Origin of the sequence: Bradyrhizobium sp. CCBAU 45389, from assembly GCF_028128625.1 — a bacterium.
GTDB lineage: Bacteria > Pseudomonadota > Alphaproteobacteria > Rhizobiales > Xanthobacteraceae > Bradyrhizobium > Bradyrhizobium liaoningense_B.
This window is the reverse complement of the sequence record NZ_LBIY01000096.1, coordinates 94218-117768: the sequence shown is the minus strand read 5'-3', so window position 1 is coordinate 117768 and position 23551 is coordinate 94218. Positions and strand designations below refer to the sequence as shown.

Genomic DNA, 23551 nt, shown 5'->3' with positions numbered 1-23551 from the left:
CGCTTTCATTCCAGCCAAGTGGTCGAGACGTCGATCACGCCGTTGTAGATCTTTGGGAAGCCCTTCAGCCTGGCGCTCGACAGCGCGTAATAGGTGTTCTGGAAGGTCCAGAACCAGATCGCTTCCTTGTTGATCAGGCGGCTGATGGCGCAATAGTCCTCCGTGCGCTGGCCGAGGTCGGCGGTAACGCGCGCGTGGTCCAGCAGCTTGTCGAGTTCGGGATTTGACAAGCCGGAGAGCGCCAGCGGGCTGCCGCTGCGGAAATTCGCGTACATCTGCGGATCGGGATCAGCGAGGTCGACGATGCGCCACGGCGTCAGCTGGAATTGGCGGGTGAAGGCGCGCGACGGAATGGTCGCCTGGTCGACCTGCTCGAGCTCCATGTTGGCGCCGACGCGCTTCCAGAACTGCTGGAGCACCTGGCCGATCATGCGGCCGCGCGGCGTCGCGGTCACCATCATCTTGAACTCGACCGGCTTGCCATAATCCTTGAGCAGCGCCTTGGCCTTCTCGACGTCGAACGGCAGCGCGCCGTCGTCCTTGCACTTGACCCAGGAGCCGTCGCCGTAAGGGTTGGTCGCGGGCCGGCTCAGGCCGTTGCTGATCGCCTGCGACATCTTCGGACGGTCGATCGCCATCACCAGCGCCTGGCGGACGCGGACGTCGTCGAACGGCGCCACCTTGGTGTTGAAGGCGTAGACCTGCGCGCCCGAACCCTTGTAGGTGTGCACGGTGAGCTTGGGGTCCTTCTGCGCCTTCATGATGTTGTCGGCGTCGTTCTCGTCGTCCCAGATGATGTCGGCCTCGCCCGATTGCAGCGAGGCGAAGCGCGACTGCGCGTCGGGCAGCGGCTTCAGGATGATGCGATCGAGATAGGGACGGCCCTTGTCCCAGTAGTTGGGATTCTTCTCCAGCACCATGCGGTCGCCGGCGGTCCATGATTTCAGGACGTAGGGACCGGTGCCGACGGGATTGCGATTGTAGTCGTCACCCTTGGTCTTCCAGGCCGTCGGCGAATGCACCGCATTGTTCTGGCTCTGGATGGTGATCACCGCCGGCAGGTTCACGGAAGGATCGGTGAGCTTGTAGACGACGGTGTATTCGTCCGGCGCCAGCACCTCCTTGACGTTGGTGATGTAGAAGGCGCAGCGACACTTGTTGGCGGGATCCTTCTGCCGGTCGAAATTCTCCTTGAAGGCTTGCGCATTGAACGGCGTGCCGTCGTGGAATTTCACGCCCTCGCGCAGCTTGAAGGTCCAGGTCATGTAGTCGTCGGAATGTGTCCACGACACCGCGAGCTTTGGCGCGGCCTCGCCCTTGTCGTCGAGCGTGGTCAGCGTGTCGAAGATCGCGGCGGCCGCGGTGAAGGTCGAGGTGTCGTAGACGCCGACCTTGAGCGGATCGAAGCCGGGAATGTCGAGCTCCTGGCCGACGGTGATGCTGCCGCCCGATTTTTGTGCCTGCGCAGGCGAGACAAGCGCAAATGCCGCAACAAGGAAAATCGGCGCATGCTTGCGCGCCGCGGCAGCAATCTTCGTCATGGTTCCTCCCGGGATCCTCGTCCGATGTTTCGGATCGTTGAATGACTCGGAAAGCGAGCTTGGCGACAAATGCTCGCCACGGCAAGAGGAACACACGAGAGATCAAACGCCGCATGCGCGGCGTCATGTTGCTCAGGATGTCGCGGCTGTTTTGCCTGACGGAATTGGAGCATCGCTCGCAAGGCCGATCGCCTCGCGCAATGCCTCCGTGTGCGCGCCGAGCGCGGACACCGTCCTGGCCGGCGTCGTGTCGGCCCCCGACATCCGGAACGGCAGGTTGAGCACCCTAAACGAGCCGCCCTCGTCCCGCACTTCGGAGAGCGCCTGGCGATGCGCAAGCTGCGGATCGGCCAATGCCTCGGACACGGTGCGATAAGCCGAGGCCGGGACGCCGGCAGCGCCAAGCGCGAGGAGGCATGCATCGGTTGAAAGCTGCCGCGACCAGACCTCGACGCCGTCCATCAACGCCGCCCAGTTCTCGCGGCGCGGGGCGTAGGTGGCGAAGCGTGGATCGGAGACCCATTCGGGGCGGCCGATCACTCCCATCAGGGCCTGGAAGGTCTTCTCACTGGCGACGGTGATCATGACATAGCCGCTGGCTGTCTCGGTCGGCCCGAACATCGGACGCGGCGGCGGCGCCACCGCGAATTGCGAGCTCTGCAACTCGGTCAGGGTCAAGCTCAGCATCGATTCCAGCATGGAGACATCGATGTGCTGGCCGAGCCCGGTCACGGTGCGCTGATAGAGCGCGGACGCAATCGCGCCAAAACCGTAGGTGCCGGTGACGACGTCGGCGTGATAGATGCCGCAATAGTCGGGCCTGTGACGGCCGGGCTGGTAGGCGAGATGCGCCATGTCGTAGCCGGAGGCGGCGTGGATCACCGGCGCATAGGCCGGCAGCTCGGCCGAGGGGCCGGTCTGGCCGTAGCCGGAGATCGAGCAGTAGATCAGCTTCGGGTTGACTTGACGCAGCCTGTCATAGTCGAGCCGCAGCCGGTGCATCACGCCGGGACGGAAGTTCTCGACCAGGATGTCGGCGGTCGCGGCCAGCCGGCGGACCGCCTCCCTGCCGTCCTCGGACTTGAGGTCGAGCACGATGCTCTTCTTGCCGACATTGAGCTGGCCGAACGCGGTGCTGCAGCCCTTGCGCAGGGGCGGCCGGGTCCGCATCGTCTCCCCACTGTCGGTCTCGATCTTGATGACCTCGGCGCCCATGTCGGCTAGCATGCGCGCGCAGTGGGGACCGGCGATCGTGGTCGAAAAATCCAGGACCCGCAGGCCCGCGAAAGCCTTTGTCGTCGTCCCCTCATGCCTGTCTGTTAGCTGCATGCGTGCCGCGTCTCCCTGGGGCTCCGTTAGGAACCGTGGATGTTCTCTCTTGTTGCTGCGGCGACCCTAGAGGGCGGCGGCTGAGTAGGAAAGTCTTTACCGAACAGATGCGTCTTGCGGGGGACTTGAGAATTTCCGGGGCAACTGGACCCGTTCTTGCATAGCAGCAAACGGGATCGGATGAGGGCAGCAGTTCTTGAGGGTCTTGTTCGTTACGACAGAGATGGACGACTTCGTCCGCGTCGGCGGACTCGGAGCCGTTTCCGCCGCCCTCCCCCGAGCGCTACGCCCCTTCGCCGATATCCGGATCATGCTGCCCGGCTATCGCGACATCATCGAGCAACTCACGCATATCCAGATCGTCGGCCGCTGCCCGCAATTCGCGGACATGCCCGCCTGCTCGCTCGGCCGTGCCGCGACCAGGGACGGCTTGCCGGTCTATGTGCTGTTGTGCTCGCAGCTCTACGATCGGCCCGGCAACCCCTATGGCGACGAGTCCGGGCGCGACTGGCCCGACAACGACATCCGCTTCGCGCGTTTCGCCTCGGCAGCCGCTGAGCTTGCCATGGGCAAGCTGGACAAGAATTGGGCAGCAGACCTGGTCCATGCCAATGATTGGCAGGCCTCGCTGGTGCCGGCCTATCTCGCCTGGCGCGGCGCCAGGTTGCCGTCGATCCTGACCATCCACAACCTCGCCTATCAGGGCCTCTTCCCGAAGGAGGCACTGCGGCGGATCGGCGCACCGGAGAGCTCCTTCCACATCGACGGCGTCGAGTTCTACGACCAGGTCTCCTTCCTCAAGGCGGGCCTCGTCTACGCCTCGCACCTCACCACGGTCAGCGGCACTTACGCGCGAGAGATCACCACGGCCGAATTCGGCTGCGGGCTCGAGGGCCTGCTCCGCCTGCGCTCGGATGCGGCCGAGCTCACCGGCATCCTCAACGGCATCGACGAGAGCTGGGACCCGCGTTACTGCGCGCAGCTCGCCCAGCAGTTCGGCGCCGGCGACTGGGTCGGCAAGAAGGCCAATGCGGATTACGTGCGCAAGCAGTTCGGGCTTGCGGTGTCGCGCGGACCGATGTTCGGCATCGTCGCCCGCCTCGTGCACCAGAAGGGCATCGACCTCGTGCTGGCGGCGGCCGACGAGATCATCGATGCCGGCGGGCAGATCGTGGTCACCGGCTCCGGTGAGCCGGCGCTCGAGCAGGCGCTGATCAACGCGCATCGCCGCCGTCCGGACGCCATCGGGGTCGCGATCGGCTTCAACGACGCCCAGGCGCGGCGCATCTTTGCCGGCAGCGACTTCACCCTGATGCCATCGCGGTTCGAGCCGTGCGGGCTCAGTCAGATGTACGCCCAGCGCTTCGGTTCATTGCCGATCGGCCACCAGACCGGCGGCCTTGCCGAGACCATCAGCGACGGCGAGACCGGCTTCCTGTTCTCGAAGCCCTCGCACGAATCCTTCCTCGGCGGCGTCCGCCGCGCCTTCTCGGCGTTCATGGCGCACGACCAGCTCGACACCATGCGCCGCAGCGCCATGGGACGATCGTTCTCCTGGAGCATCTCGGCCAGCAGCTACAGCGCGCTGTACCGCAAGCTGGCGTCGGTGTGAGCGCCGCGTACTCCGTCATTGCGAGCGCAGCGAAGCAATCCAGAGCCTTTCCGCGGAGGGATTCTGGATTGCTTCGCTGCGCTCGCAATGACGATGAGGAGAGCAGCGCACGCCCATCCATCACCGTCACCCTGAGGTGGCCGCTTCTTCAGCGGCCCTCGAAGGGCGACGGCCCGGCTGCAGCAGCGGGGCCGTGCATCCTTCGAGGCTCTCCATGGGACGCGTTGCGTCCCATGCCTCGCACCTCAGGATGACGGGGCGGATGATGGACCACCCGACCTCCCGCTGCGCACGTCCATCTGCGGCCGGCCGATCCAGGCGCGGTTGAGACAGCGGGTCATCCAGTCGGGCTGCGCTTCGCCCCGCAGCCGTGCCTGTGCTTCCTGATAGGGGCCGACATAGCGCAGCCTGTCAGGCAGCTTCGGATAGACGCGCCTGATCCAGCGCAGTGCATTGTCGGCGGATCGGATCTCGCGCTCGTCGAGCTCAAAACCAAAACCGGCACGCAAGTGCTCCGGCAACATCCTGGCCGTGAGCGCGCGATACCAGCGCGGCGGCCGCAGCCACGGACGCGCGCCCGTAAAAATCTGCGTCGCGATCTCGCGTGCCGCGGTGCTGACCGTCAGCGTGTCCGATTGCGTCATCGCCGCGGTGTAAGCGGCGAAGCCGGCCCAGTCCGCAGGCAGGTCGTCCGCCGTCAGTCCGAACAGCGCACCGAACGTCCGGCTCTCGGCCCAGTAGCGCTCGCGCTCCTCCGCCGAGAGCGGTGGCAGAACGAGGTCGTGCGCCATCAGCGCGGTGTCGACCAGCGTGGCGTGAACCCAGCGCAGCGATGGAATGTCGTTGGCGCAATAGCGCGAGCCCGCCGCGAACGGACCGACCGTCTCGGGCATCTCGCCGACGATCATGCTGTGGCGCCGGTGCAGCTGCCGCGACGACAGCATGGCCCGGTCGAGCGAGCCGAACACCATGGCGAAGACGATGTCGAAGGTACGATGGAAGCGGCCGATCGGATCGGCGAATGTTTTCGAATGCTCGGCGATGGCGGCGGCGACCCAGGGATGGGCGAGTTGCAGCAGCAGCGCGCGACCGGCGCCGAGGAAGTTCACGGCCTCCCGGTCGATCTGCCAGGTCACCGTGTCAGGACCGAACACGCCGGCAACCGGGCCCGCCGCGTCAGCGCGGACCTTGTCGAGTGCCGCTTCCAGATCTTTCTCAACGACCACTTGCGAGTCTCGCGACGAAGACGCCGCGACAATAGCCCAGATCGCGCGCTCGCGACATCGTCACGGCCCAATCAAATGACGGACAAGGCCCTCACTCCGCCGCAATCGGCATCTCGTCCGTATGCTCGTGCAGCACCACGCCGGCGAGCGGATCGAACTCGCCGATCCAGGGCCTGCGCGCCAAGACCGATCGCGTGTGAGCGTAGCCGGCGTGCCAGCGCCGCGTGATCCCCGACGGACTGAAGTCGATATCCTTGGTATGGGTCTCGTGCTCGAGCTGCGGCGCCAGCAGCCGCACCACATGCATGCGGGTCGAGCAGCCGTAGCTCATCAGCTCCCTCACCGCGGGATCATTCAGCTCGCCCTCGGGCAGCCGCGCCGCGAGCTGGTTGATGACATGGCGCAGGCGATGGGCCTGCTGCTGGCGCACGATCTGGCTGGCGATCCGGCTGGAATATTGCACGTCCTTGTGCCGGTTCATCACCTCCGCCATGGTGGCCGGCTCCGGCCCGACGGGATTCCACAGATGAACGGAAAAGATCAGCGAATCCCTGCGTGGATTGTCGTCGAACACCGCTTCGGTCGGCGTGTTCGACAGGATGCCGCCGTCCCAATACAGCTCGCCGTCGATGCGCACCGCTGGGAAAGCCGGTGGCAGCGCGCCCGAGGCCATGATGTGCTTGACCGTCAGCTCGCCGTCGCGGCTGTCGAAATAGCGCATCTCGCTGGTGCCGACATGAGCCGCACCGACCGTCAGGCGCGGCGCGCGGCGATTGGCCAGATCGAAATCGACCAGCTCGCGCAGCGTCTGCTCCAGCGGCGCGGTCGAATAGAAGCCGGCGTGATCGGCACCCAGCGGATATGAATCGCCGGCATGCGCCAGCGGATTGGGCCGGAAGAATCCTGGAATACCGTGGGTGACCGTCGACCAATAGGCCAGCTTCTCGTTGAAGCCGGGAAACGCGGCGCGCCAGTCCCAGACCGGCTGCTGCTCCATCCGCTTCCAGAACTCCCTCAGGCGCGCCAGCCGGTGCTCCCTTGCGTTGCCCGCAATCAGGCTCGCATTGATGGCGCCGATCGACGTGCCGATGATCCAGTCCGGCTCGATGCCGGCCTCGTGGAGCGCCTGGTAGACGCCCGCCTGGTACGAGCCGAGCGCGCCGCCGCCCTGCAGCACGAGAACGACCTGCCCCGGCAGGTCCAGACCTTTACGCTGCAAATTGTCCTGCATGCCGTTCATGTCTCGCTCCTGTCGAGCCTATGGTTACCATTCGTCAGGCGTAAGGCTATTGTTACGTCCTGCCGTTCTCGGCGATTGTCGGACCTTTTGGAAATGCCGGCTGGCTTCCATAACCATACGCATGCGCTATCGGGCCCGGGATGTCATTCTCCGTCCGGATCGGCTAGATTCCACTCGATCCTGCTGGGAGCCGATCCATGGAAATGCATCAGGTCCGCTATTTCCTCGCGGTGGCGCAGCTGTTGAATTTTACGCGCGCCGCCGAGGAATGCAACGTGACGCAGCCCTCGCTGACGCGCGCGATCAAGCAGCTCGAGGCCGAGCTCGGCGGCGACCTGTTCCGCCGCGAACGACCGGCGGCGCAACTGACCGAGCTCGGCCAGCGCATGCATCCGCTCTTGAAGCAGTGCTACGACGCCGCCACCGGCGCGCGCTCGCTCGCCTCCTCGTTCAAGAGCGGCGAGATCGGCGCGCTGCGCATTGCGCTGACGCATTCGATCGACCTGGCATTGCTCATCCCACACCTGAACGCGATCAGACGCCAGTTCAACCGGCTTGAATTCCGCTTCCTGCGCGGGACCAGCCGCGAAGTCGGCGAATTCCTGAAGAAGGGCGAGGCCGAGCTCGGCATCGCCGCCGAGATCGACGAGGCCTGGGAGCGGCTCGACGTGTGGCCGCTGTTCACGGAAGGCTTCGATCTCGTCGTCAGCAGGGAGCACCGGCTCGCCGGGCGCGATACGATCGAGCCGGATGATTTGCGCGCAGAGCAATTGCTCGGCCGGAATTACTGCGAGCATTCCAGGCGTATCTCCGCGAGCCTGCGCGAGCACGGCATCGACGTCGATCACGGCCACGAGATCTCGAGCGAGCGCGATTTGATCGAACTGGTCGAGGCCGATATCGGCATCGCCATGATGCCCCACACCTCGCCGGTGCCGGAGAGCGTCAAACGCGCGGCAGTCGCTGGGCTCGATGCGCGCCGCACCGTCAGCCTTTACGGCGTCGCCGGCCGGCAGCGCACGGCCGTCGCCAATGCGGTGATGCGGATGCTGCGCGGTGCGGACTGGCGGGAGATCGCGGGGTAGTCTCTACATTGTCGCCGCTCTTCCCTTCCCCCATAAGGGGCAATGGAAGAAAGCGTGCTCAATTCTCTCGGCTCGCGCGCTCCAGCGCCGCGATCAGATCGTCGATCTCCATGCGCTTGCGGAAATCCGGATCGACGAAGCGAGCCTTCACCAGTCCGTCACGGCCGACGACGAACACCGCGGGGATCGGCAACATCCAGCCGTCATTGCCATGAAACTTCGCCATGTCCTGATAGGACAGCAGGCCCTGGATCTCGGTGCCGAGCCAGATCGCGAGGTTGAGCGACAGCGCATAGCCGTTGTCGAGATCGGTCAGGATCGGAAACGGCGCGCCGGAGTCGGCCTTGACCTGCCGAGTGTATTCCTGCGTCTCCGGCATGATCGCGACGATCCGCGCGCCCATCGCCTCGATGCGATCCAGCGCCTGCACCACGGCGCGGACATTGAGCCGGCAATAGGGACACCAGTGGCCGCGGAAGAACATCACCGCGACCGGGCCTCGCTGCAGCAGCGCAGGCAGCGCGACGAGCGCTCCACTTTCATCCGGCAACATGAACGGCGGCATCGCATCGCCCGGACGCGGCGCGGTCTCGCCACCGCCGTTGCCGTTCAAGCGCACCACCAGGCGATCAACCGCCTCGCCATAGGCCGGAAACACCTCGCGGCTGGCATCGGCATAGGCGCGCAGCTGCTCGTTCAGCGTTCCCTCCATGTCGCGGCAGCGCTGGAAGGCAAGCCTGAGCTGCTCGGCGTCGGCTGCTGAGAGAGAGGACATCTTCCGCTCCGGCGTTTGAGGGACGAATACTAGTTTCCCGATCCGGCCGCCCGCAAGGGGCGGCCGTTGCGCGAGGTCCGGTTCAGTTCACGTAGAAATTGCCGGTGGGATCGAGCCGCCCCGACGTCGAGTACAGCGTGCCGTTGTCCATGAAGAAGACGGTGTCGGCGGGCACCTTCTTGGCGTTCTTCATCATGGCCTCGTGGTTCTTCTCGGCCGGGGCCATGGCCATCGCCGACATCTTGCCGGGCCCGCCATAGACGTAGGCCATGCCGGCCTTCAAATCCCAGGCCGCCTCCGAGAAGGCCGACGTGGCGATCACCGCGAAGGCGGCGGAAAAGATCAGGGTTTTTGACACTTTCGTCATGGGATGCTCCTCCGGATTGACGTGAAACGCCCGCCAATCGGGCGCCCGGTCATCGGACGCCAGATCCCCCGGAAGCGGAAATGCCGTTGCCCAATCGGTTCGATAGCCGCCGCGCATCAAGATAGCGCAGGGCTATCGCATCGAAAGCAAGCCGGCATTTCAACATCGGCACGGTCTCGACGAAGCTCCTGCCATAGCCGGCGACCAGCGAGGTTACGGCCAACAGAGGAGACTTCCCATGTTCAAGCAGCACATGTTGTCGCGCCTGATCTGGTCTGGCGCAGCCGTTCTCGGTGCACTGACAGTTGCGTCACAGCCGGCGCTCGCGGGCGAATGTCCGGCCGGCAAGATCAAGCCGAACGCGCAGCAGATGGTCGACCACAAGCCGGTCGGCGTCACCGACGTCACGCTCGGCGCGATCGACCTCGGCAAGCAGCCCGCCCATATCGAGGGCCGCGAGCTGCGCTTCCGCAAGCTGACCATCGAACCCGGCGGCATCGTGCCCTGGCACAGCCATGACGACCGCCCTGCACTGATCTTCGTGCAGCAGGGCGAAATCGTCGAATACGCCTCCAACTGCGTCGATCCGATCGTGCACAAGGCCGGCGACATCCGCCCCGAAGTCTACGGCACCTCGCATTGGTGGAAGAACCTCGGCAAGGAGACCGTCATTCTCTATGTCGGCGACGTCCGCAAGGATCCCAACGACCATCACATGTAACGAACGCACCCAGCCCCAGCGCACTCGTTACCGGATGTGGTGCCCGGGATCCCCCATGCCATCCGCATGCCGGGCGCCGCATTCCTCACAGGACAGTCACGCCATGACCGATCTTTCCGCTCCCATCAAACCGGCCGCGATGACGATGGACGCGCACTCGCCGGGTCTCGCGTTGCGCTCTCTCGTGATCGGCCTCACCGCCTTCCTGACCGTGGTCGACCTCTTCGCGACGCAGGCGATCCTGCCTTCGCTGACGCGGCACTACGGCGTCACACCGGCGGCGATGGGCTTTGCCGTCAATGCCAGCACCTTCGGCATGGCGACAGCCAGCCTCGTCGTCGGCTTCTTCAGCCCGCACATCAACCGGCGGACCGGTATCCTGCTCAGCCTGACGCTGCTGGCGATCCCAACCGGCCTGCTGGCGTCGGCGCCCAATCTTGCCGTCTTCACCGCCTTGCGGGTCGCGCAGGGCCTTTGCATGGCCTCCGCCTTCGCGCTCACCCTCGCTTATCTCGGCGAGCAATGCAGCGCCACGGACGCCGGCGGCGCCTTTGCCGCCTACATCACCGGCAATGTCGCCAGCAACCTTGTCGGCCGGCTGATCTCGGCGGCGGTCGCCGACGGCCTCGGCCTCGCCTGGAATTTCTACTTCTTTGCGGCGCTCAATCTGGCCGGCGCGGTGCTGGTGTATTTCACGATTCGACGCGTGCAGCCGATGCAGGCGATCATGCCGGCGGCTTCGCCGCTCGCCGCCACCATTGCGCATTGGCGCAATCCGCACCTGCGCGCGGCCTTCGGCATCGGCTACTGCATCCTGTTCGCCTTCATCGGCACCTTCACATTCGTCAATTTCGTGCTGGTGCAGCCTCCGCTGTCGCTCGGCATGATGGATCTGGGCCTCGTCTATCTCGTCTTCCTGCCGTCGGTCGTCACGACGCTTCTGGCCGGCAAGGTTGCCGCGCGGTTCGGTACGCGCGCCACGATCTGGTTATCGCTCGCGGTCGCCGGGCTCGGCCTGCCCTTGATGTTGGCGCCGCACCTGGGCGAAGTGCTCGCCGGCATGGTTCTGATCGGCGTCGGCACGTTCTTCGCGCAGGCCGCCGCGACCGGCTTCGTCGGACATGCGGCAACCGACAACCGCGGCATCGCCAGCGGGACCTATCTTGCCTGCTACTTCTGCGGCGGGCTGGTCGGCACGGCCGTGCTCGGGCGATTGTTCGACGCATTCGGTTGGCACGCCTGCGTCGCCGGCGTCGGCGCCGCCCTCGCATTGGCGGCCCTGCTCACCTTCGCCCTGAAGCCTAGCGCTTGACCGGCGCTTCCTGCGGCGGCTCGTCGTCGGCGATGGCGCGCCAGGCAGCGCCGTCGAGATCGTCGTACTGGCCGCTTCGGAGCGACCAGAGGAAGGCGACGAGACCGGCGCCTCCGAGCATCAAGGCCAGCGGTACCAGGATGACCAGGATCTCCATCACACGATCTCCCCCGAGGCGCTGCGGGCGCGCAGCGAGTTCAGCATCACCAGGATCGACGATCCGCTCATGGCGGCCGCCGCAATCAGGGGCGTCACGACGCCGCTCATCGCAACCGGCACGGCGAGCACATTATAGCCGATCGCAAGCCAGAGGTTCTGCCGCATCAGATGCAGCGCCTTGCGCGAGGCGTCGATGGCGGCGACCACGGGGGCCAGCGGCCGGCCGAGGAAGACGAGATCGGCGGTGGCCTGGCTGAGATGGGCGGCCGAGATCGGCGACATCGAGACATGGGCGGCCGCCAGCGAGGGCGCATCGTTCATGCCGTCGCCGACCATCAGCACCTTTACTCCGCGCCGCTTCAGCTCCTCGATCCGCGCGATCTTGTCGGCCGGCGTGACGCCGGCGCGCCATTCGGGAATGGACAGGGCGTGCGCCGCCGCCGTCACGGCCGGCTCACGGTCGCCGGAGAGGATCTCCATGCCGATGCCACGCGCTTTCAGCGCCGCGATCACGGCCTGCGCGTCCGGACGCAGGCCCTGGCGCACCGAGAGGATGAATTTTGCGGTCCCCTTGCTGAACGCGACTATGGACGCTTCGGGATCGAGGTCGTCGGTCAGGCCGACGAGGCCCTCGGCACCGCAAAAGGACGGCCGCCCAAGACGGATCTCGACACCATCCGCGGTCGCACGCACGCCCTGCCCGGCTTCCTCGACCGCACCGACGATGGGCGATCTGGCACCGGCAGCCTGCGCCACCGCGGCGGCCACCGGATGATGGCTCGACAGCGCAAGGCGCCCGGCGAGTTCGAAGATGTCGGCGGGGATATCGGCCGCGTTCATCACTTCGAGATCGGGCAGCGTCAACGTGCCGGTCTTGTCGAAGATGACATGATCGGCTTCCGCCAGCCGCTCGATCGCATCGCCCGCATTGAGCAGCACACCCGCCCCGAACATCGCGCCCGAAGCCACCGTCTGCACCGTCGGGATCGCGAGCCCGAGCGCGCAGGGACAGGTGATGATCAGGACGGCGACGCCGGTCACGATCGCATCATGCCAGCTTGCCCCCGCAATGACCCAGCCGAGAATGGTCAGCAGTGCTGTGGCATGCACCACCGGCGCGTACAGGCGCGAGGCACGGTCGGCGAGCCGCATGTAGCGCGAGCGCGCCTGCAGCGCGTTATCCAATAGCCGCGTGATCTCGGCGAGCAGCGTCGCCTCCGAGGCCGCCGAGACCCGCACCCGCAGCGTGCCGGAGATGTTCATCGATCCCGCATAGACCGGCGTGCCCTGCCCGGCCGTGACATAGAGCGTCTCGCCGGTGATCAGGCTCTGGTCGATCTCGGAACGGCCCTCGATCACGGTGCCGTCGACCGCACAGCGCTCGCCGGGCCGCAGCAGCACGATGTCGCCGGGATGGATCGCCGCCACCGGCACCTGCGAGATCTCGTCGGGTCCGACGAACTTGGCCGCGGTCTCCGCCTTGAGCGCGGCGAGATTGCCGGCGACCGCGCGGGTCCGCCGCCGCATGTTCTGATCGAGGAAGCGGCCGACCAGCAGGAAGGTCAGCAGCATGATCGCCGCGTCGAAATAGGCGTGCTCGGCGTGGTGGATGGTCTCGACCACGGACATGCCGAGCGCCAAGATCACGCCGATCGAGATCGGCACGTCCATGTTGGTCGTCTTGTTCGACAGCGCGCGCCAGGCCGACCGGAAGAACGGCTGGCCGGCATAGGCCGCCGCCGGCAGCGCGATCAGCGCCGACAGCCAGTGGAAGAAGTCGCGCTGCTCCGGCAGCATGTCCGAGACGTTGCCGGACCACACCGGAATCGACAGCATCATCACGTTCATGGTGGCGAATGCCGCGACCCCGAGGCATCGCAGCAGGAAGCGGGATTCGGCGACCTCGGCCACTTCCGCGCTCTCGGTTTCGAACGGATAGGCCTTGTAGCCGAGCTCCTCGAGCCGGTCGATGAAGCGGCCGGGGTCGAGCGTGCCCGCCTTCCATTCCAGCGCGACGCGGCGGTCGGTCAGATTCACGCGCGCCAGCGTGACGTCAGGAATGGCGGACAGGCCGCGCTCGATCTTGGCCATGCAGCCGGCGCAGTGAACGCCTTCGACCGCGAGGTCGATATGCCGGAGGCCCGCGCCCGCGTCGCGAACATAGTGAGAGAAATCGCGCGTGACCTGCATGACGGGATCCTTCAGTTCAGGATCACGCGGTTGCGCGAGAGGAACACACGCGCCCCTCGCGTCTCACCCTCGATCACCAGATCCCACTGCCCCGGCGCGACGGACGCGGCATTGCCGCGATAGACGCCGATGCCGGCTTCCGCGAGCTCGATCTGGAGATCGGCGCGCTTATCGGTCGGCCGCTCCAGGCGGCTGCCGAATTTCAATCCGGGGATCGGCTGACCGCTGGCGTCGCGTGCCTCGACCTGGATCGCGGCGCCACCGTCGGTGCGGCGCTCGATATGCGCACTGACCTGCCATTTGCGCGCGGCCTGGTCCTGTGCCGCCGAGATCTCGCGGTCATAGGTGAGGCCCGCTGCATAGGGACTGTCGACGTCGGTTCCGGGCAGCGTCGCGATCGCGAGCTTCATCATGGTCACGTTGACGCCGATCACGAGGCCGAAGAAGGCGACCAGCATCAGGAGCACCTTGGTTCCGGTCAGCGGCTTGGATGCCATGGCAGTCTCCTGGTCCTACGGCGCGACGAAATTGTCTGTGGCGGAGGCGACCTCGCCGAGGCCGATATCGGTGACGTGGAAGCGGACCGGGACCGACTTCTCCGGATTGCTGTCCGCCGGCGCCGTGACGAGCAGCCGCAGCTCGCTGGTGGAATCGCGGGGAATCACGACCATCGGTCGGTCCGGCGTCACGGAATCCACGCCGACGACGTGGACCGTCAAATTGGCCGGGCCGTCCGCGTCGATCGCGACGACGCGGTCGTAGCCGCTCTTGTTCAGCAGCCGCACCGTGTAGGCATTACGGATCGAGCCGTCGCTGAGCTTGACCGCGACCGGATTGCGGTCGTGCAGCACGTTGACGTCGAGCAGGCTGCGCGTCGCCAGCGTGTAGATCATGATGCCGCCGACCGCGGCGATGATCGCGCTGTAGACGATGGTGCGGGGCCGCACGATGCGGTAGATCGGCGCCTTGCCTTCCTGGCGGCGATGGATGTTGATGTCGTTGTCGTAGCCGATCAGCCGCTTCGGCCGGCCGATCTTGGCCATCACGTTGTCGCAGGCGTCGATGCAGAGCCCGCACTGGATGCATTCCATCTGCGGCCCGTTGCGGATGTCGATGCCGGTCGGGCAAACCGCGACGCACTGGTAGCAATCGACGCAGTCGCCGACCTGCTGGCCGAGCGCGCGCAGCTCGGCCGCCTTCTTCACCGAGGTGCGCTTCTCGCCGCGGTCGTAGCGGTAGGTGACGTTGAGCGCCCATTCGTCGGTGAGCGCGGCCTGGATGCGCGGCCACGGGCACATATAGGTACAGACCTGCTCGCGCATGAAGCCGGCGAGCAGATAGGTCGTCGCGGTGAGGATGCCGATCCAGATATAGGCGATCATCGGCCCCTGGAAGGTGACGAGCTCCTTCACCAAAGTCGGCGCGTCGTTGAAGTAGAGCACCCAGGCGCCGCCCGTCCACCAGGCGATCAGCAACCAGATCGAATGCTTGAGCACGATCTCGGAGATGCGCTCGAGCTTCATCGGATCGCTCGACGCGTCCTTCTTCATCCGCTCGCGCCGGTCGCCCTCGATCAGACGCTCGACGGCGTAGAACAGGTCGGTCCAGACGGTCTGCGGACAGAGATAGCCGCACCAGATGCGGCCGCCGATGGAGTTCATCAGGAACAGCGCCACGGCGGCGACGATCAACAGACCGGTGAAGTAGTACACCTCCTGCGGCCACAGCTCGATGAAGAAGAAATAGAAGCGGCTGTTGGGAAGATCGATCAGCACCGCCTGGCTCGGCGCGCCGAGGCCGCGATTCCAGCGCACGAAGGGCAGGAAGTAGTAGACGCCGAGGCAGAACGCCATCAGCCCCCATTTGATCCGGCGGAAAGTGCCGGAGACGCTCTGGGGATAGACCTTTTTGCGGGCGGCGTAGAGCGGCCCGTAATTGTCGTCTGATGTGAGCTCGTTCGGGTTCACGGTCTTGTTCATCGCGAAGTTTGTCTCGAAAAGGTGCGATTAAACCTAGACTCGACACCGCCGCATCAGTTGATCCAGCTCAAACGGGGGCGCTTTTGTTCGCCCCCGCTTGCCGCAAATCCGCTATTTTCCGCCGCCCAGCGAGTGGACGTAGACCGCCATGGCCTTGATGGTGGCGGGATCGAGCCGCCCCTCCCAGGCCGGCATCACGCCGGCGCGACCCTGGCTGATGGTCTCGATCAGCGCGGCTTCGTCCGAGCCATAGAGCCAGATCTTGTCGGTCAGGTTCGGCGCGCCGAGCTCCTGGTTGCCCTTGCCGCCGTCGCCGTGGCAGGCGACGCAGTTCTCGGCGAAGATCTTCTCGCCCTTGGCCGCATCAAAGCCCTTGCGGGTCGGAAGGCCCGCCAGCGAGCGCACGTAATTGGCGACCGTGACGATCTCGTCGGCCTTCAGCACGCCGTCCTTGCCGAAGGCGAGCATCTGGCCCTCATGCGTCTTGGCATGGCCGGAACGCGCGCCGAACTGGATGGTCTGCATGATCTGGTCGAGCGTGCCGCCCCACAGCCAGTCGTCGTCGTTCAGGTTCGGGTAGCCCTTGGCGCCGGCACCGCCGGAGCCGTGGCACGGCGCGCAATTGTCGCCGAACACGGTCCTGCCCTTGGCGCGGGCGAGCGCCAGCAAGGCCGGGTCCTTCTCGATGTCGGCGAGCGACGCCGCCGCCAATGCCGCCATCTTCTCGCCGCGCAGCGTCTCGAGATTGGCGAGCTCCACCGCGAGGGTCGCGCGCGTTGAATAGCCCAGCAGCCCGGCGGTGTTGGTGGTGATCAGCGGCCAGGCCGGATAGACGATCCAGTAGCCGATCGCCCAGACGATGGTGAGGTAGAAGGTGATCAACCACCAGCGCGGCAACGGCGTGTTGAGCTCCTTGATGCCGTCCCACTCATGTCCGGTCGTGGACCTGCCCGAAACGGAATCGAATTCGCTATGATGATCGGTCATGATCTCTTACTCCTCCCGCAACGGCAGGTGTGCGGCCTCGTCGAAGGCAGCCTTGTTACGGGGCCAAAAAGCGTAGGCGATGATCGCGAGAAAGATCGCGACGAACACCGGCGTCCAGATCGTGGTCACGAGACTGGACGCGAGATTGTCGAGGGTCAGGATGGCTTTCATCGTTGATGCCTTCTCAGCGAAGATTGGCTTTCTCGTTGTAGATCTTGAAGTCGACCAGCGTGCCGAGCATCTGCAAATACGCGATCAGCGCGTCCATCTCGGTCGGCGTTCCGGTCTTGCCGTCGAAATTGCGCACGACGGCCTTGGCGTATCGTTTGCTGAAGGCGTCGCTGCCGGCGTTATCCGGATCGGCCTGGGCTCTTAGATCGGCGCCCGCATTGGCGATCTGGTCGTCGGTGTAGGGCGTGCCGACGGCCTTCAGCGTGCGCATGTGATCGGCAATCGTGTCCGGATCGACCTCGGTCTGGCTGAGGAACGGATAGCCTGGCATCACCGACTGCGGCACGATCGCGCGCGGATTGGTCATATGGGTGACGTGCCAGTCGTCGGAATATTTGGCGCCGACGCGGGCAAGGTCGGGACCGGTGCGCTTGGAGCCCCACTGGAACGGGTGGTCGTACATGCTCTCGGCGGCGAGCGAGAAGTGGCCGTAGCGCTCGACCTCGTCACGCAGCGGCCGGATCATCTGCGAATGGCAGAGATAGCAGCCTTCGCGGACATAGACGTTGCGCCCGGCGAGCTCCAGCGGCGTGTACGGCCTGACCCCGTCGACCGCCTCGATCGTGCTCTTGAGATAGAACAGCGGCGTGATCTCGACGAGACCGCCGATCGCGATCACCAGGAGGATGCCGACGATCAGGACGATCGAGTTCTTTTCGAAGATTTGGTGGCGTGTCCAGAACGACATGGAAAACTCCTCATTCCGCCGGCTGGAGAGCGACGGGCATCTGGACTTCCGCTTCGCCCGTGCGAACGGTCATCCAGAGATTGTAGGCCATGATCAGCGAGCCGATCAGGAACAGGCCACCGCCTGCGGCGCGGATGATGTAGAAGGGATGCATCGCCTCGACGGTCTCGATGAAGGAATATTCGAGGAAGCCGAGCGAAGTGTAGGCGCGCCACATCAGGCCCTGGAGGATGCCGGACACCCACATCGCCGAGATGTAGAGAACGATGCCGAGCGTGGCGACCCAGAAGTGCCAGTTGACGAGCTTCAGGCTGTAGAGCCCCTTGCGATTCCAGGCCCACGGCACCAGGCAGTACAGCGCGCCGAAGGAGACGAAGCCGACCCAGCCGAGCGCGCCGGAGTGGACGTGGCCGATGGTCCAGTCGGTGTAGTGGCTGAGCGAGTTGACCACCTTGATCGACATCATCGGGCCTTCGAAGGTCGACATGCCGTAGAAGGCGACGGAGACCACCAGCATGCGCAGCACGGGATCGGTGCGCAACTTGTCCCAGGCGCCCGACAGCGTCATCAGGCCGTTGATCATGCCGCCCCAGGAGGGCATCCACAGCATGATCGAGAAGGTCATGCCGAGCGTCTGGGTCCAGTCGGGCAGCGCCGTGTAGTGCAGATGGTGCGGGCCGGCCCAGATGTAGAGGAAGATCAGCGACCAGAAGTGAATGATCGAGAGCCGGTAGGAATAGATCGGCCGGTCGGCGCGCTTCGGAATGAAGTAGTACATGATGGCGAGGAAGCCGGCGGTCAGGAAGAAGCCGACCGCGTTATGGCCGTACCACCACTGGAACATCGCATCCTGGATGCCGCCCCAGGCGACGTAGGACTTGGAGCCGAACACCGAGACGGGAAGCGCCGGGTTGTTGCCGAGATGCAGCACCGCGATCGTCACGATGAAGGCGAGATAGAACCAGTTCGCGACGAAGATGTGCGGTTCCTTGCGCTTGATGATCGTGACGAGGAAGACGAGCAGATAGACCACCCAGACGATGGTCAGCCACAGGTCCGCGTACCATTCCGGCTCGGCATATTCCTTCGACTGGGTGACGCCGAGCAGATAGCCCGTGCCCGCGACCAGGATGAAGAAGTTGTAGCCGAGCACGACGAACCAGGGCGCGAGGTCGCCGGCGAGGCGAACGCGGCAGGACTTCTGCACGACGTAGAAGGAGCTCGCGATCAGCACGTTGCCGCCGAAGGCGAAGATCACGGCCGAGGTGTGCAGCGGCCGCAACCGACCGAACTGGATCCAGGGCAGATCGAAGTTGAGCGCGGGCCAGGCCAGTTGCGAGGCGATGATGAGACCGACGAGGAAGCCCGCGATGCCCCAGAACATCGCCATGAACGAGGAGAACTTGATCGGCCCCATGTTGTAGTTGGGACGGCCGTTGATCTCCGCCGGCGGCAGCGCCGCCGGGCGCTCGAAGTAGCGGTTGATGATGCAGAACACCGCTGCCAGGCTCGCCGCCGCGCTGAGCGCGGCATGGAAGGCGAACGGCGCGTCGAGCGCCTTGGCCGAGGCAACCACGCAGAGGAACGCGGTGGCTGCGAACACAACAGCCAGGCCGCTTTCACCGATAGTCATGGATTTGGAGATGGAGGGCTGGCTCATGCGGATTCTCTCTGAAAGAACACGGGGCCAGAAACCACATTCACCCTCGCGGGGAATTGATTGAAATCAAGACAAATGGATTTCTGTTAATGTGAGACGCTGCCAGTCGATGCGCCCTCTCCCCTTGGCGCGGCAAACTCACTTGGGTGAGGGGTTGGCTGCGCGAGTCCAGAATCGTAGGGTGGGCAAAGGCGCACTTGCGCCGTGCCCACCATCTATCCGACACCGCGACAGACAGGGTGGGCACGCTTCGCTTTGCCCACCCTACGACTGCGGAGCCGCCGGCTCGACGTCAGTCCCTTGCCGTGGCCTTGAGCGCCTTGATGACGTCCTCGCGGGCGATGATTCCGACCAGCTTCTGCGCGCCGTCGAGCACGATGATGCTCCGGATGCGGTGCTCGACCATGATCTGGAGCACGCGCGTCAGGCGCGTGTCGGGACTGACATAGATGAACTCCGGCGTCATGACATCGCCGATCTTGCGGCTCATCAGGTCGTGATAGCGCGGCAGCATCTGGTTCGGGGTGAAGGCGAAGCACTTCAGGATGTCGAACTTGGTGACGATGCCGACGATCTGTCCGTCGTCCTCGACCGGATAGGAGTTGAAATCGTCGCGCTCGAACATCTCGCTGAGCTCGAGCATGTTGCGGTCGCGCTGCACCGTCTTGACGTTGCGCGTCATGTAGCTACTGGCGGTCTGCTCGAGAAATCTGTACACGGCGCGTCCTCCTCAACTCGCTATGGCCGACCGGCCGTCAGTGCGACAGCAGCACGCAACGCGTGGATTGCGTGACCAGATACTGGGTGACGCCGCCCAGGACCAGCTCACGGAACCTCGAATGACCGTAGGCGCCCGCGACGATCAGCCCGGCGCCGACGTCGCCGGCGACCTTCTCCAATTGCACGGCGGCGGGTTCGTTCCGCGCGGCCTCCGAGACGCGCGCGGTCGCGGTGATGCCGTGACGGGCGAGCCAGGCGGCGACGTCGGTGACGCCGGCCATCACGCTCGAACGGTCGTCGCCCTGCTCCGGAATCTCGACGATGGTGACGTCCCTCGCCTTGCGCAGCATCGGCAGCGAATCCGCCACCGCCCGCCGCGCCTCCGCCGTATCCTTCCACGCCACCAGCACGCTGCGCAGATCGAGCCAGTTGACCCGATCGGGCGCGACGAGAAGCGGACGGCCGACCTGCATCACCAGATCCCTGGGGCTTGCCAGCGCGAACGCGTCGGAGAAGGCCGGGCTCTGTCCGCCACTGACGACGATGTCGGCGCAGCGCGCCTGCGCCAGCGCAAAGCGCGCCGGAAAATCCAGGGCACTGCGCCACTCCACGTGCCCGCCGCGATTCTTCGTCGCGGCGCGGAATTGCGCCTCGAGACCCGCCAGGCGCCGCTTGACGGACGCTTCGCCCTCCTCGATCAGCCGCTGGGCCTCGGCGCCATCGGTGAAATAGAGCGGCGGGGTGAACTGCGCCGCGGCAACACCGACGATGGCGGCTTCGAATCGCTCGGCGAGCTCGCCCGCGACCTGAAGACGCGCCTCGTTGGATTGATCGAGCGCCAGGCTGACCATCACGGTCGCGTATGTCATCGGGATTCTCCGCACGGCAATGAACTGGCGCGAAATCTAGCCTCGCCGCGGCAAGGCAGGATGAGGTAGATCAAATTGCCGGGTGCCGGGTTGCGGGAAATCCGGCAATGGAATCAGACATCCGAACTTGCCTCCGGCCCGGCCATGGGCGAAATTGCCCTCATGTCTCGCTTGCCCGCCGCACCAAAATGGGAGCCGTCGATTGTCGCCGACCCGCGTAACGCATCCGCCGGACGATAGTCGCGGCGAGCATTTCCGGGTCCGGATCGAGGGATTCGGCGTCGGCACTTGGGATCTCGACCTCGCAACGCGGGAACTGGACTGGTCGGACACCGCCAGGAACCTGCTTGGCATCGCGCAGGACCAGCCGGCGAGCTACGAGCTCTTCCTGTCGCGGCTCGAGCCCCGGGATCGCGACCGCGTCGAAAGCGCGATCAAGCACGTCAGCGAACGCGGCGGCGGCTTCGACGTCTCCTTCAAGGTGGCGGGCGCCGCCAACGGAGGACAGTGGATTCGCGCCCGCGCCGGCCTCATTCGGGATGAAGCCGGCACGGCCCGCCATCTCAGCGGCATCTTCCTCGATATCGACGAGGAGAAGCAGGTCGAGAGCGCGCTCCGGACCCGCGAGACCCACCTCCGCTCGATCCTCCACACCATCCCCGACGCCATGATCGTCATCGACGGCCACGGCATCATCCAGCTGTTCAGCACCGCCGCCGAGCGCCTGTTCGGCTGGTCCGAGCATGAGGCGATCGGCCAGAACGTCAGCATCCTGATGCCGGAACCCGATCGCTCCCGGCATGACAGCTACATTGCGCGCTACCGCACCACCAGCGATCCCCACATCATCGGCATCGGCCGCATCGTGACCGGCAGGCGCCGCGACGGCACCACCTTCCCGATGCACCTCTCGATCGGCGAGATGCAGTCCGGCGGCGAGCCCTATTTCACCGGCTTCGTCCGCGATCTCACCGAGCACCAGCAGACCCAGGCGCGGCTCCAGGAGCTGCAATCCGAGCTCGTCCACGTCTCCAGGCTGAGCGCCATGGGCGAGATGGCGTCCGCGCTCGCGCACGAGCTCAACCAGCCGCTGGCGGCGATCAGCAACTACATGAAGGGCTCGCGGCGGCTGCTGGCCGGCAGCGTCGATCCGAACACGCCGAAGGTGGAAAGCGCGCTCGACCGTGCCGCCGAGCAGGCGCTGCGCGCCGGCCAGATCATCCGGCGCCTGCGCGACTTCGTCTCCCGCGGCGAATCGGAGAAGCGGGTCGAGAGCCTGTCCAAGCTGATCGAGGAGGCCGGCGCGCTCGGCCTCGCCGGCGCGCGCGAGCAGAATGTGCAGCTCCGCTTCAGCCTCGATCCGGGGGCCGATCTCGTTCTCGCCGACCGGGTGCAGATCCAGCAGGTTTTGGTCAACTTGTTCCGCAACGCGCTGGAGGCGATGGCGCAGTCGCCGCGGCGCGAGCTCGTCGTCACCAATACCCGCGTCGCCGACGACATGATCGAGATCGAGGTGTCCGACACCGGCTCCGGCTTCCAGGACGACGTCATTCCGAACCTGTTTCAGACTTTCTTCACCACCAAGGACACCGGCATGGGCGTGGGACTGTCGATCAGCCGCTCGATCATCGAGGCTCACGGCGGACGCATGTGGGCCGAGAGCAACACATCGGGCGGGGCGACATTCCGTTTCACCCTTCCGGCAGCCGACGAGAATTGATGCATGACGACCAAGGGACATGTCTACGTCATCGATGACGACGATGCGATGCGGGACTCGCTGAATTTCCTGCTGGATTCCGCCGGTTTCGGCGTCACGCTGTTCGACAACGCGCAGAGCTTCATCGACGCCCTTCCCGGCCTTGCCTTCGGCTGCGTCGTCTCCGACGTGCGCATGCCGGGCCTCGACGGCATCGAGCTGCTGAAGCGCATGAAGGCGCAGCAGAGCCCGTTCCCCATCCTGATCATGACCGGGCACGGCGACGTGCCGCTCGCGGTCGAGGCGATGAAGCTCGGGGCGGTCGATTTCCTGGAGAAGCCGTTCGAGGACGATCGTCTCATCGCGATGATCGAGGCGGCGATCCGCCAGGCCGAGCCGGCGGCCAAGAACGAGGCCGTCGCGCAGGACATCGCCGCCCGCGTCGCGTCCTTGAGTCCCCGGGAGCGCCAGGTGATGGAAGGACTGATCGCAGGTCTTTCCAACAAGCTGATCGCCCGCGAATACGACATCAGCCCGCGCACCATCGAGGTGTACCGGGCCAACGTCATGACCAAGATGCAGGCCAACTCTCTCTCGGAGCTGGTTCGCCTCGCCATGCGCGCCGGCATGCTCAACGATTGAGCCGAAGCAGATTGAGGCAAATCGGCTTGAGGCAAGTCAAGGCGGTTGCGCCCGCCTGTGCTAGCCAGTCAGAATGATCGAGATTGGCTCGCACCCTCAGCGACTCGCGATGGCGTCATCGGCAAAGCCCACTGTCTACGTGGTCGACGACGATGCCGCCGTGCTGGGCTCCCTGCGATTCCTGCTGGAAACCGACGGCTTCGCGGTGCGGACCTTCAGGAATGCGACGGCGCTGCTCAACGCCGCCGGAGCGCCGGGCGCGGACTGCTATGTGATCGACTACAAGATGCCCGATATCAACGGGATCGACCTCGCCGGCCGCCTGCGCAAGTCCGACAGCGACACGCCCGTGATCCTGATCACCGGCTATCCGGACGAGAACATCTCGACCCGGGCGGCGGCCGCGGGCGTCAAGGACGTGGTTTTGAAGCCGCTTCTCGATGAAAACCTGGTCAAGCGCATCCGCGGGGCCATCCAGGACCGCCGCGGCAAATGACCTACGGGATTCTACGTAGGTAA

At 65.4% G+C, this 23551-nt stretch carries 23 protein-coding genes; 7 read left to right on the top strand and 16 right to left on the bottom strand.

Annotated elements, in window-relative coordinates; all coding sequences use genetic code 11:
- Window positions 1-5: 5 nt before the first annotated feature.
- Complete coding sequence (locus tag XH79_RS30420; protein ID WP_212343491.1) at window positions 6-1541, bottom strand: ABC transporter substrate-binding protein; 1536 nt, start codon at window positions 1539-1541, stop codon at window positions 6-8.
- A 132-nt stretch (window positions 1542-1673) separates the two neighbouring features.
- Window positions 1674-2870 (bottom strand): CaiB/BaiF CoA transferase family protein, encoded by a 1197-nt coding sequence (locus XH79_RS30415; protein WP_271584023.1) that lies wholly within the window; start codon window positions 2868-2870, stop codon window positions 1674-1676.
- A 196-nt stretch (window positions 2871-3066) separates the two neighbouring features.
- Here XH79_RS30415 and glgA point away from each other — a divergent pair, with 196 nt between their 5' ends.
- Window positions 3067-4482, top strand: coding sequence for a glycogen synthase GlgA (gene glgA / locus XH79_RS30410; protein WP_271584022.1), 1416 nt, complete (start codon window positions 3067-3069; stop codon window positions 4480-4482).
- A 245-nt stretch (window positions 4483-4727) separates the two neighbouring features.
- Here the strand turns inward: glgA and XH79_RS30405 are convergent, their stop codons facing one another.
- Complete coding sequence (locus tag XH79_RS30405) at window positions 4728-5708, bottom strand: oxygenase MpaB family protein (protein ID WP_271584021.1); 981 nt, start codon at window positions 5706-5708, stop codon at window positions 4728-4730.
- Between the two features lie 91 nt (window positions 5709-5799).
- Window positions 5800-6948 (bottom strand): patatin-like phospholipase family protein, encoded by a 1149-nt coding sequence (locus tag XH79_RS30400; RefSeq protein WP_271584020.1) that lies wholly within the window; start codon window positions 6946-6948, stop codon window positions 5800-5802.
- Window positions 6949-7145: 197 nt separating this feature from the next.
- Here XH79_RS30400 and XH79_RS30395 point away from each other — a divergent pair, with 197 nt between their 5' ends.
- Entirely contained in the window at window positions 7146-8033 is an 888-nt protein-coding gene (locus XH79_RS30395) for a LysR family transcriptional regulator (protein ID WP_271584019.1), read from the top strand.
- Between the two features lie 58 nt (window positions 8034-8091).
- Here XH79_RS30395 and XH79_RS30390 read toward each other — a convergent pair whose 3' ends face one another.
- Window positions 8092-8808, bottom strand: a complete 717-nt coding sequence (locus XH79_RS30390) for a peroxiredoxin-like family protein (RefSeq protein ID WP_271584018.1) — start codon at window positions 8806-8808, stop codon at window positions 8092-8094.
- Window positions 8809-8890: 82 nt separating this feature from the next.
- The gene (locus XH79_RS30385; protein ID WP_212343484.1) at window positions 8891-9175 is read right to left on the bottom strand and encodes a hypothetical protein; all 285 of its coding nucleotides are present in this window, start codon (window positions 9173-9175) and stop codon (window positions 8891-8893) included.
- Between the two features lie 238 nt (window positions 9176-9413).
- On the opposite strand from XH79_RS30385, the gene XH79_RS30380 reads away from it, so the two are divergent.
- Together XH79_RS30380 and XH79_RS30375 are read left to right on the top strand one after the other, a co-directional pair.
- Window positions 9414-9896, top strand: a complete 483-nt coding sequence (locus XH79_RS30380; RefSeq protein WP_271584017.1) for a cupin domain-containing protein — start codon at window positions 9414-9416, stop codon at window positions 9894-9896.
- Window positions 9897-9999: 103 nt separating this feature from the next.
- Window positions 10000-11208, top strand: coding sequence for an MFS transporter (locus tag XH79_RS30375; RefSeq protein ID WP_271584016.1), 1209 nt, complete (start codon window positions 10000-10002; stop codon window positions 11206-11208).
- On the opposite strand, the gene ccoS is transcribed toward XH79_RS30375, so the two are convergent.
- From ccoS to XH79_RS30325, 10 genes are all read right to left on the bottom strand, one after another.
- Window positions 11198-11365: a cbb3-type cytochrome oxidase assembly protein CcoS gene (gene ccoS, locus XH79_RS30370; protein ID WP_008138466.1), complete on the bottom strand. Its 168-nt coding sequence runs from the start codon at window positions 11363-11365 to the stop codon at window positions 11198-11200. The two genes, XH79_RS30375 and ccoS, sit on opposite strands and share 11 nt — an antisense overlap.
- Window positions 11365-13557, bottom strand: coding sequence for a cation-translocating P-type ATPase (locus XH79_RS30365; RefSeq protein WP_271584015.1), 2193 nt, complete (start codon window positions 13555-13557; stop codon window positions 11365-11367). Before XH79_RS30365 ends, ccoS begins: the two co-directional genes overlap by 1 nt.
- Window positions 13558-13568: 11 nt before the next feature.
- Window positions 13569-14054: a FixH family protein gene (locus XH79_RS30360; protein ID WP_271584014.1), complete on the bottom strand. Its 486-nt coding sequence runs from the start codon at window positions 14052-14054 to the stop codon at window positions 13569-13571.
- 15 nt (window positions 14055-14069) lie between these two features.
- Entirely contained in the window at window positions 14070-15536 is a 1467-nt protein-coding gene (gene ccoG, locus XH79_RS30355; protein WP_212343478.1) for a cytochrome c oxidase accessory protein CcoG, read from the bottom strand.
- Window positions 15537-15647: 111 nt separating this feature from the next.
- The gene (gene ccoP / locus XH79_RS30350; RefSeq protein ID WP_271584013.1) at window positions 15648-16523 is read right to left on the bottom strand and encodes a cytochrome-c oxidase, cbb3-type subunit III; all 876 of its coding nucleotides are present in this window, start codon (window positions 16521-16523) and stop codon (window positions 15648-15650) included.
- A gap of 6 nt (window positions 16524-16529) precedes the next feature.
- Window positions 16530-16694, bottom strand: coding sequence for a cbb3-type cytochrome c oxidase subunit 3 (locus XH79_RS30345; RefSeq protein ID WP_212343476.1), 165 nt, complete (start codon window positions 16692-16694; stop codon window positions 16530-16532).
- A 13-nt stretch (window positions 16695-16707) separates the two neighbouring features.
- Window positions 16708-17442, bottom strand: coding sequence for a cytochrome-c oxidase, cbb3-type subunit II (ccoO, locus tag XH79_RS30340; RefSeq protein WP_212343475.1), 735 nt, complete (start codon window positions 17440-17442; stop codon window positions 16708-16710).
- 10 nt (window positions 17443-17452) lie between these two features.
- Window positions 17453-19102, bottom strand: coding sequence for a cytochrome-c oxidase, cbb3-type subunit I (ccoN, locus tag XH79_RS30335; protein WP_212343474.1), 1650 nt, complete (start codon window positions 19100-19102; stop codon window positions 17453-17455).
- 292 nt (window positions 19103-19394) lie between these two features.
- A complete protein-coding gene (locus tag XH79_RS30330) occupies window positions 19395-19820 on the bottom strand; it encodes a CBS domain-containing protein (protein WP_271584012.1) in 426 nt (141 codons plus the stop codon).
- 37 nt (window positions 19821-19857) lie between these two features.
- Window positions 19858-20691: a universal stress protein gene (locus tag XH79_RS30325; RefSeq protein ID WP_271584011.1), complete on the bottom strand. Its 834-nt coding sequence runs from the start codon at window positions 20689-20691 to the stop codon at window positions 19858-19860.
- A gap of 202 nt (window positions 20692-20893) precedes the next feature.
- Between XH79_RS30325 and fixL the strand changes: the two genes are divergently transcribed.
- The 3 genes from fixL (at window position 20894) to XH79_RS30310 (ending at window position 23528) form a co-directional block, all read left to right on the top strand.
- Complete coding sequence (fixL, locus tag XH79_RS30320; RefSeq protein WP_271584010.1) at window positions 20894-22411, top strand: sensor protein FixL; 1518 nt, start codon at window positions 20894-20896, stop codon at window positions 22409-22411.
- Window positions 22412-22414: 3 nt separating this feature from the next.
- Window positions 22415-23032: a response regulator FixJ gene (fixJ, locus tag XH79_RS30315; protein ID WP_271584009.1), complete on the top strand. Its 618-nt coding sequence runs from the start codon at window positions 22415-22417 to the stop codon at window positions 23030-23032.
- A gap of 73 nt (window positions 23033-23105) precedes the next feature.
- Window positions 23106-23528, top strand: a complete 423-nt coding sequence (locus tag XH79_RS30310; protein WP_271584008.1) for a response regulator transcription factor — start codon at window positions 23106-23108, stop codon at window positions 23526-23528.
- Window positions 23529-23551 lie beyond the last annotated feature (23 nt).

What these genes read in the sequence shown, in the direction of transcription:
- XH79_RS30375 (WP_271584016.1), top strand. Translation starts at nt 10,000, where the DNA reads ATGACCGATCTTTCCGCTCCCATCAAACCGGCCGCGATGACGATGGAC.
- XH79_RS30360 (WP_271584014.1), bottom strand. Translation starts at nt 14,054, where the DNA reads ATGGCATCCAAGCCGCTGACCGGAACCAAGGTGCTCCTGATGCTGGTC.
- XH79_RS30380 (WP_271584017.1), top strand. Translation starts at nt 9,414, where the DNA reads ATGTTCAAGCAGCACATGTTGTCGCGCCTGATCTGGTCTGGCGCAGCC.
- XH79_RS30345 (WP_212343476.1), bottom strand. Translation starts at nt 16,694, where the DNA reads ATGAAAGCCATCCTGACCCTCGACAATCTCGCGTCCAGTCTCGTGACC.
- ccoN (WP_212343474.1), bottom strand. Translation starts at nt 19,102, where the DNA reads ATGAGCCAGCCCTCCATCTCCAAATCCATGACTATCGGTGAAAGCGGC.
- ccoP (WP_271584013.1), bottom strand. Translation starts at nt 16,523, where the DNA reads ATGACCGATCATCATAGCGAATTCGATTCCGTTTCGGGCAGGTCCACG.
- ccoO (WP_212343475.1), bottom strand. Translation starts at nt 17,442, where the DNA reads ATGTCGTTCTGGACACGCCACCAAATCTTCGAAAAGAACTCGATCGTC.
- XH79_RS30400 (WP_271584020.1), bottom strand. Translation starts at nt 6,948, where the DNA reads ATGAACGGCATGCAGGACAATTTGCAGCGTAAAGGTCTGGACCTGCCG.
- XH79_RS30365 (WP_271584015.1), bottom strand. Translation starts at nt 13,557, where the DNA reads ATGCAGGTCACGCGCGATTTCTCTCACTATGTTCGCGACGCGGGCGCG.
- XH79_RS30390 (WP_271584018.1), bottom strand. Translation starts at nt 8,808, where the DNA reads ATGTCCTCTCTCTCAGCAGCCGACGCCGAGCAGCTCAGGCTTGCCTTC.
- ccoG (WP_212343478.1), bottom strand. Translation starts at nt 15,536, where the DNA reads ATGAACAAGACCGTGAACCCGAACGAGCTCACATCAGACGACAATTAC.
- XH79_RS30415 (WP_271584023.1), bottom strand. Translation starts at nt 2,870, where the DNA reads ATGCAGCTAACAGACAGGCATGAGGGGACGACGACAAAGGCTTTCGCG.
- ccoS (WP_008138466.1), bottom strand. Translation starts at nt 11,365, where the DNA reads ATGGAGATCCTGGTCATCCTGGTACCGCTGGCCTTGATGCTCGGAGGC.
- XH79_RS30325 (WP_271584011.1), bottom strand. Translation starts at nt 20,691, where the DNA reads ATGACATACGCGACCGTGATGGTCAGCCTGGCGCTCGATCAATCCAAC.
- XH79_RS30395 (WP_271584019.1), top strand. Translation starts at nt 7,146, where the DNA reads ATGGAAATGCATCAGGTCCGCTATTTCCTCGCGGTGGCGCAGCTGTTG.
- XH79_RS30385 (WP_212343484.1), bottom strand. Translation starts at nt 9,175, where the DNA reads ATGACGAAAGTGTCAAAAACCCTGATCTTTTCCGCCGCCTTCGCGGTG.
- XH79_RS30420 (WP_212343491.1), bottom strand. Translation starts at nt 1,541, where the DNA reads ATGACGAAGATTGCTGCCGCGGCGCGCAAGCATGCGCCGATTTTCCTT.
- fixJ (WP_271584009.1), top strand. Translation starts at nt 22,415, where the DNA reads ATGACGACCAAGGGACATGTCTACGTCATCGATGACGACGATGCGATG.
- XH79_RS30310 (WP_271584008.1), top strand. Translation starts at nt 23,106, where the DNA reads ATGATCGAGATTGGCTCGCACCCTCAGCGACTCGCGATGGCGTCATCG.